This window comes from Thermovirga sp. (genome assembly GCA_012523215.1).
Taxonomy (GTDB): Bacteria; Synergistota; Synergistia; order Synergistales; family Thermovirgaceae; genus 58-81.
This window is the reverse complement of the sequence record JAAYIZ010000160.1, coordinates 1-7,394: the sequence shown is the minus strand read 5'-3', so window position 1 is coordinate 7,394 and position 7,394 is coordinate 1. Positions and strand designations below refer to the sequence as shown.

Annotated in this window: 9 protein-coding genes and 1 pseudogene; 1 reads left to right on the top strand and 9 read right to left on the bottom strand. The window is 55.5% G+C overall.

The window, feature by feature from the left end; translation table 11 throughout:
- The 9 genes from GX108_04310 to GX108_04270 form a co-directional block, all read right to left on the bottom strand.
- Positions 1-904, bottom strand: a 904-nt coding sequence (locus GX108_04310; GenBank protein NLO56261.1) for an alanine--glyoxylate aminotransferase family protein, incomplete at its 3' end; no start/stop codon positions are given.
- 48 nt (positions 905-952) lie between these two features.
- Positions 953-1,894, bottom strand: coding sequence for an EamA family transporter RarD (gene rarD / locus GX108_04305; protein ID NLO56260.1), 942 nt, complete (start codon positions 1,892-1,894; stop codon positions 953-955).
- 116 nt (positions 1,895-2,010) lie between these two features.
- The gene (locus GX108_04300; protein NLO56259.1) at positions 2,011-2,934 is read right to left on the bottom strand and encodes a 2-dehydropantoate 2-reductase; all 924 of its coding nucleotides are present in this window, start codon (positions 2,932-2,934) and stop codon (positions 2,011-2,013) included.
- A 453-nt stretch (positions 2,935-3,387) separates the two neighbouring features.
- The gene (locus GX108_04295) at positions 3,388-4,293 is read right to left on the bottom strand and encodes a nucleotidyl transferase AbiEii/AbiGii toxin family protein (GenBank protein ID NLO56258.1); all 906 of its coding nucleotides are present in this window, start codon (positions 4,291-4,293) and stop codon (positions 3,388-3,390) included.
- Positions 4,280-5,059, bottom strand: coding sequence for a hypothetical protein (locus GX108_04290; GenBank protein NLO56257.1), 780 nt, complete (start codon positions 5,057-5,059; stop codon positions 4,280-4,282). Before GX108_04290 ends, GX108_04295 begins: the two co-directional genes overlap by 14 nt.
- Positions 5,060-5,249: 190 nt before the next feature.
- Positions 5,250-5,603, bottom strand: a complete 354-nt coding sequence (locus GX108_04285) for a DUF488 domain-containing protein (protein ID NLO56256.1) — start codon at positions 5,601-5,603, stop codon at positions 5,250-5,252.
- A 36-nt stretch (positions 5,604-5,639) separates the two neighbouring features.
- The gene (locus tag GX108_04280) at positions 5,640-6,119 is read right to left on the bottom strand and encodes a carboxymuconolactone decarboxylase family protein (GenBank protein ID NLO56255.1); all 480 of its coding nucleotides are present in this window, start codon (positions 6,117-6,119) and stop codon (positions 5,640-5,642) included.
- Positions 6,120-6,495: 376 nt separating this feature from the next.
- Positions 6,496-6,828 (bottom strand): hypothetical protein, encoded by a 333-nt coding sequence (locus GX108_04275; GenBank protein ID NLO56254.1) that lies wholly within the window; start codon positions 6,826-6,828, stop codon positions 6,496-6,498.
- Complete coding sequence (locus GX108_04270; GenBank protein ID NLO56253.1) at positions 6,821-7,066, bottom strand: AbrB/MazE/SpoVT family DNA-binding domain-containing protein; 246 nt, start codon at positions 7,064-7,066, stop codon at positions 6,821-6,823. The genes GX108_04275 and GX108_04270 overlap by 8 nt, the downstream gene beginning before the upstream one ends.
- Positions 7,067-7,277: 211 nt before the next feature.
- Here GX108_04270 and GX108_04265 point away from each other — a divergent pair.
- Positions 7,278-7,394 (top strand): annotated as a pseudogene (locus GX108_04265) (hypothetical protein).

Below are 7,394 nucleotides of genomic sequence, written 5' to 3'. Positions count from 1 at the left end.
CGGGCTCCACCAGCAGTTCCAGGCCCAGGGCTTCCAGCCCGGCCCAAAGCGCCGACGCGTTCTTCCTATGGCGGGCGAACCGATTTTCGAGACCCTCCTCGGCGATGATCCTCAAGCCTTCGTTCAGCCCATAGATCATGTTAACCGGAGCGGTGTGGTGGTAGAACCTCTCCTGGCCCCAGTAGCGCATGATCATCGTCAGGTCCAGGTACCAGCTCTGGACCTTGGTTCCGCGGCCCTGGATGTGCTCCACCGCTTTCGGTCCCACCGTGACCGGCGCAAGCCCCGGGGGACAGGCTAGACACTTCTGGCTTCCGCTGTAGACCATGTCAAGGCCGAGGCGGTCAACGGGGACCTCCATGCCGCCCAGGGATGTAACGGCGTCGACCACTATGAACATGCCCGCCCCGTGGACCATGGGAGTGATCTCATCCAGGGGCTGAAGCACCCCGGTGGAGGTCTCGGCGTGGACAATCCCCACGAATTTTGCGTCGGGGTTGGCCCTGATGGCCTTTTCGATATCACCGGGGTCAACGGACTTGCCCATCGGGGCGTTGACCTCGACAACCTCGGCGCCGCACCTCCCGGCCACGTCCTGCATCCGGGAGCCGAAGACTCCGTGGGAGCAGATTATGGCCTTGTCTCCCCTCTCGATCATGTTCACCCAGGCCGTCTCCATGCCGGCGCTACCCGTGCCCGACATGGCCACCGTCAGGTCGTTGCCGGTCTGGAAGACCAACCTGAGGAGCTCCCTGGTCTCGTCCATTATGGCCACGAAGTCCCTGTCCAGGTGGCCAAGGGTAGGCTCGGCCATGGCCCTAAGTATCCTCCCCTCGACGGGCGTAGGACCAGGCCCAAGAAGAATCTTCTCGGGTACTTTTCTCATCTTTTGTGACAAACTCATTTCAAACCCTCCCAGCCATGAAGAATTTTTTCAAAATAGCCCGGCCGCTCACGCTCCCGCCCCAGGACCGGTCGCAGCGTCAAACAAGGCATGTTCCTTCTTTAAAACCACCAGGTTGCCCCAGGAATAGAGGCTCAAGGCGACCCAGATCCACACGAAGGTGACCAAGGTGGGAAAATCCATCGGTTCATGGAATACCCACACTCCAAGGAAAAACTGAAGTGTCGGTGCAATATACTGCAGGAAGCCCACGGTCACAAGTTTCAGCCTTCGAGCGCCGTAGGCGAACCAGAGCAAGGGCAGCGACGTCATCACCCCCGTCAAAATCAGGAGAAGGTCCAAAGATATGTCACCCGCCATGAAGGTACCGGTGTGCCGAACATCGGCCAGGACAAGGAACAACAGGGCTGGCAAGGAGAGGTAGAGCGTCTCCGCGAAAAGACCCGGTAGGCAGTCGATCACCACCTTCTTTCTTATCAAACCGTAGAAGGCGAAGGTCAGTGCCAGCCCCAGGGAAACCCAGGGGACGTTCCCGTGCAGGACGACCTGGTACAGCACACCCGCGGCAGCGATAATGATGGCGAACCACTGGACCCTCCCCACCCTCTCGCGGAAGAAGACGAAGCCGAAAAAAATCGTGACCAGGGGATTGATATAGTAACCCAGGCTCGTCTCCAGGACCTGGTCGGTGTTGACGGCCCAGATGAAGAGCAACCAGTCGCCGGCGATGAAAAGGCTGCTGCAAAAGAGCAAGGCCGCGGTACGGACATTTCGAAAGCCGGCCATCAATTCTTTCCGGTTCCCCTGCAGGATCATTATCGCCGCCACGAACACCAGCGACCATATGATCCTGTGGGCGAGTATCCCGGGCGCCGGCACGCCGCCCAGGAGTTTCCAGAAAACCGGAAGCAGGCCCCAGACCGTATAGGCCGCGATGGCTGCCTTCAGACCCGACCTTGCCTCATTTCCATCCGAGGGTGACTTCTCCATGTTGCTCCTTCCTTCCAGCTCAACACACAAAATATTCCGCCCGGGTCCGTTCAAGGTCTACGTTATCCATGGACGGCCCAAGAACCGACACAGGTTGGCGAGATTTTAAAAAAAGCTTACGAGTGAAGGCCCACCTCGAGAGCCTTCACAAGATTGTAGACCGTCACCGTGGAGGGCATTTCAAGGCCCGCCGCGATGCCCCTCCTCATGATCTCGCCGCTGATGGCCTCAATCTCGGTCCTGTTCCCCGATTCGACATCCTGCAGCATGGATGACCTGTTGCCCGATGTTAGTTCGAGGACCTTCAAAAGACCGTCCCACTCCTCGTCGGCGTCAAAGGCCAACCCCGATGCGTTGGCCACGGATACGGCCTCCCTGCATAGAGATTCCACGACTTTCAAGGCGAAGGGCGAACCCAGCGTTTCCTCGTTGTTCAATCGCGCCAGGGCCGCCACGGGGTTGATCCCGGCGCTGACTATCACCTTGGCCCAGATCGCACGCCAGGGCTCATCGTCGAGCACGACATCGAACCCGGCTGCCCTGAAAAAACCGAGCACTTCCCGGGCATCCGCCCCCGGTGTTACGGGCGCGAATCGGATGAGGCCGTCCCCGCCGCTGAAGACGGCTCCAGGCTCCGGCCTGAACGCGCCGTAGGTGGTCGACCCGGCCAGGAACCTTCCCTCCGGCACATGGTCCCGGAGGGTCTCCACGTTGCCCAGGCCGTTCTGCAGGGTCAGTGCGAACCCCTCCCGCGACAAAAGACCGGGCAAGGTTTCCGCCACGTGGGGATTCTGCCAGGATTTGACCAGTACAATCACTAGTTCGGCAGGAACACATTTAGAAGGATCATCGAAGACCCGCAGGGGCACCCTCCTGGTTTCGCCCGCTCCATCCCTGAAAAGGAGACCCCGGGTCCTGATACTCTCGAGGTGGGCTCCCGGCCGCGAAAGGCACTGCACCGGCACTCCCGCTTCGTGAAACTGAGCGGCGAGGCGGCCGCCAAGGGCCCCACATCCGTAGATGGTAATCGTTTTTATCACCCCCGCGGAGCAAGTCACGCCCCAGCCCGCGTTTTATTTTTTCATTATATCCCTGAAGGGCCTACGTTGCATACACACTCCGGGGAACAGGGAACGGTCACCGTGGGCACCTACGCAGGATCACCGACATGCTGTTGTCCATTGAACGCGGGAGACAAAAGTGCATCGGCCATGTTGATGGGATGAGCCCCCTTAAACGTATTTCGTAATTTGTAATACTTCGGGCTCCCCTGTCAACAGGGAAAATGAGAGGCCCAACCCACTTTGGTCCTAACGCTTTGGCAAGCGTCATGACAGGCTTCAAATCAGAAAAGGATTGACCGGAAAGGATCAGATCACCATGGTATGCTCTTGTTCGAGGAAAGGCCCATTGTCGGGGATGGATCCGACGGTTTTCTTTAGTGACGGGAAGTAGGCAATGGAGAAAAACTCAACCCCGACAACGCACCTTACTCAGAAAAATACGTACTCTCCTGTTGGGTGAATCTTTAAAGCCATTTTCGCCACTACCTCAAAGGAACGATCCATATCAAACTCTTCAAAATCTTTCCCCCGGAGAACCGGTTTTAGCTGGGAATGCACTTGCCGACGAAGTTCATCTAACCTGGCCCTTGAAACATCAATAGGTCCGTTACCAGGGACAGCCATTTTCTTTATTAAAAGATCTGCAAGGTCAGGATCGTTGACATCAATACCTAGATGTCTCACACCATAGTCAATATCGTAAAAATCACGGATCGCCGGCTTCTGTCTAGAAAGGGCGGCTCGGAACTTCTCGGCGAAACTCTCGAGAAGCGAAAGACTCGGAACCTTCACCGGAGGGACAAAGAATCCTGCGGAGATTGGGTTTCTCAGGATAGTCCGTGCGGCAGCCATCGACACCGGCGTTAATATCGGTTCCCGAAGACCTATCTCAAGTTTTACGGTCTCGATGTACCCGGAGATCAGTGAAATGTACCCTATCTCGGCAAGGTATTGTCTTGAGTCATTAGCTCCCTTTAAACTCTGGACTGGATTGAAAACAGTGATTTCGCGAGGAAGGTCCTTAATGGCCTCCTTGAGACCAGCCACACGGATACTTCTTTCTCTTCGGGAGGCATCACTAGGAGAAGAAATGACAAAATCCAGGTCTTCGCTCATGCGATAGAAATCAGCATGCACCTTGGAAAGGCAAGTACCTCCCTTGAAAACAAGCTCTTTACTATTGTGAGCAAGGTACGAAAGAAGGACCGTACAAAAATAATCTTTCTCGATCAGTCGAGCGGTAAAACCGGTTTCGGCGGCGGTGAATGACAGGGCTTCACGAAAAAGTACAGGATCTTCATGGTTGCGAATAGGAGGAAGATCAGGCGCTCGCATTATCCACAACACCCCATCTTGAGTCGGCCTTTCCGACCTTGGGCTTGGTCGGGATCCAGGGGATGGGGCTTGAGGTTTCTTTCAGGCCAGCTTGCAGCCTCTGGAGAAGGGTCTGTCCTACCCCTTCGCGGTCCAGCAAAAAACCGATGCGCCGCTTTGTCCCCACGTCACCAAACCTGGCAGCACTATCCACCAGTCGTTCCGGACTTATTCGGCCGGAAGAGAGTTCTTGGCATATCCAGTCATAACCCCTGGGCAAACTGTTGAACCTCGACCAGTCATAGACCGCGTCTACAAGCGTTCTAACCCTGGAAGAGTAGACCAGGACCTGGCCGCCCTGGGTTGAAAATTCCTCCGTGTCACCCAGCCTCTGTTCTGCCACCTTGATAAGAGTGAGGGCTACCTTCCCGACCTTTCGATCTCCCGAAATCCCCGTGTTATAAACGTAGGTTCTCAGGGGGATCTGCTCGTCGAAACCGTAACGGTTGAAAGCGTTGGGTCCGCACACCTGGTATCGCGCATTCTGCGCTTCCATTAACGTGGTCAGGGCTAGTGCCTCACCCGGGTCCCACGCTCCACCCAGCGGCAACCTGGGCGGGAGAAGGTATAATCCCCGTTGCACGCGGACAATGATCCCGGCCTTGGCAAGGCGGCTGAGCAGACGCCGCTCCTGGTCCCCGGTCAACCCCAGCGGCCCCTCCAGGTCTCCAGACCTTACCTTGGTTATGTCGCGCATCTGAGTATAAGCGAAAAACTGTGATTCCATCTCTCCCAAACGACTCTTCATAGCCGTATTCTATTACAGGATAATCGCCTGTCAAGCGATTAACGATAAATAGAATGCAAAGCGATCCGCTACTCCTGAAGCAGAAATATAAAAAGTGCCGCCGTCACGAGGGCGACGACTCCCCCGCGGCGGCGACATCATCGGCAGGATCCGGCAAAGGGCCGGACGCCTATTCTGACTTCGACAGCAAGTACTCTTTCAGGGCTACGGCTTGGTTGTATTCCTCGTCGTGGGCCGAAAATAAAAGGGTGACGCGCCCCTTGGCGGCCAGTTCCAGGAGTTCACCGGTCATTTCAGCGTTCCCATCCAGTTCTTTGAAATAACGGCTCTTGAATTCCTCCCACTTGTCACGGTCGTGGTTGAACCATTTCCGCAGTTCCGTGCTCGGCCCCGCCTCCTTGAGCCACAGGTCCGCTTCCATCTTCTCCTTGCTCATGCCCCTGGGCCACAAGCGGTCCACCAGGACGCGGATGCCGTCCTCCTTTGACGCCGGTTCATAAGCCCGCTTCGTTTGAATATCCATCCGGTCCATCCTCCTGCCCTCCCAGGCTGGAATGTCTCACTTCGATTTCTTGGGTGCCGCCCCGTGGGGGCTGACGTAGTCGCCGACCTTGGTACGGAAGGAGATGTTCATCCGGTTCCAACCGTTGATGGCGATGATAGCCAGGGTCAGGTCGACCAATTCCTTCTCGCTGAAGTGAGCGCGCGCTTGGGCGTAGACGTCGTCGGGCACACCCTGCACGGCGATCCGGGTGACCGCTTCCGTCCAGGCCAGGGCAGCCCGCTCACGCTCGGTGTAGCCCGGCGCATCCCGCCAGGCCGGGAGCAAATACAGGCGCTGTTCGGTCTCCCCCCGGGCACGGGCGTCCTTGGTATGCATGTCCAGGCACCAGGCGCAGCCGTTGACCTGCGAAGCGCGGCACTTGACCAGGTCCAGCAGCGACGCTTCCAGGCCGCTCTTATGGATCACCCTTTCGATGTGGATCAGGGCATCGAACGCCTCGGGCGAGGCTTCCTTGTAATCCAGGCGTTGGCTCATGACGCACCTCCGATTTGAGTTTTGGATACCGAAAAAGGGAGGGTGAAAATTAAGATCGGCGGGGGCGTTTTTCCCTGGGGATGAAGTAGGCCGTGGCAAAGGCGAGTCCTTTCCCTTATCGCTATCCTAACGGTTTACTCCTGGGAATATTATTGCTTAATCCTACAGGTTCGGAACAAATCATACAAGCCGCCGTTACGGCTGCCCCATGATCCGCCGGTTCAGGCTCTGCAGGAAATAAAAAACGGCCGGTTTCCCGGCCGCGATCGCTTTTCATTGGCTCCCCCCATGCAACGCTTTTCATAACCGTTCTCCTTCTCCAGAGTTAAGCTCCAATCTGGTGTATGGAGTTGCAATATAAAGCGGCGTATCCTTTTTATCTCAGGGATTTCTTGATGGACCTGTATCTTGAGTTAGCCTTTTCGTAAAAGTTCTCTCTTGTGGCAACAAGGAGGATAAGGCAAACCTTCTCCTCGGTCATGACATAGTAGGCTACGCGCCATTGACCGCTGCCTTTTAGGGAAAAGTGAAGGGACCGGACTTTCGCAAGTGAGCCTTCAAGGAGATCACCTGCAAGGGGTTCTGTTCCAAGAACCTGGATCTCTTCAAAGATCTCGTTAAGATGGGGTTTGCAGGCCTTGGCTTCAAGGTCTTTTACGGCACCCGTTGAAAATTCTATGGAATATTCCTGATCTTTTTCCTTATTCAAGGTCTACCCCCAGTTGAGATGCAACATCCTTGAGACCAACGGTCTTGCCTTCGTTACGCTCTCTTAATGCATCTAACGCAAGAGCATCAAAAGGGTCCACTGCTTTTTTCAGGACAAAGTATTCAGCCTGTTCCTGCAGGAAAAGCGTATCGCCCGGTTTGATGTCGAGGTTCTTTCGGAGTTTGTTTGGCAGTGTTACCCGGCCCTTTTCATCCACTTTCAAAGAGATAGCAGACATTCATTATCACCACCCTGGTGGGAATTTCCCACATGACATTATAGTTCAATGGCAAAAATGGTCAATGGAGTAAGTGACATAGCAAAACCTGTTCAAAGTTATCAGGTTCAAAGTTCAACGAAAACCGTGACGCGGAACTCGGGACTTCAAGGATCAAGTGCGTCAATGGCACCCAGTTGCTTTCGCTCCGGGCACTGGGTAAAGAGTTAAGGACTGCCTGAGAAAAGACAGGGAAGATCTTCTCTCATTCTATGACTTCCCTGCAGTGCACTGGATCCACATAAGAACCACGAACCCCATAGAATCTACATTTTCAACGGTAAGGCTG

What these genes read in the sequence shown, in the direction of transcription:
- rarD (NLO56260.1), bottom strand. Translation starts at nt 1,894, where the DNA reads ATGGAGAAGTCACCCTCGGATGGAAATGAGGCAAGGTCGGGTCTGAAG.
- GX108_04295 (NLO56258.1), bottom strand. Translation starts at nt 4,293, where the DNA reads ATGCGAGCGCCTGATCTTCCTCCTATTCGCAACCATGAAGATCCTGTA.
- GX108_04290 (NLO56257.1), bottom strand. Translation starts at nt 5,059, where the DNA reads ATGGAATCACAGTTTTTCGCTTATACTCAGATGCGCGACATAACCAAG.
- GX108_04285 (NLO56256.1), bottom strand. Translation starts at nt 5,603, where the DNA reads ATGGATATTCAAACGAAGCGGGCTTATGAACCGGCGTCAAAGGAGGAC.
- GX108_04280 (NLO56255.1), bottom strand. Translation starts at nt 6,119, where the DNA reads ATGAGCCAACGCCTGGATTACAAGGAAGCCTCGCCCGAGGCGTTCGAT.
- GX108_04270 (NLO56253.1), bottom strand. Translation starts at nt 7,066, where the DNA reads ATGTCTGCTATCTCTTTGAAAGTGGATGAAAAGGGCCGGGTAACACTG.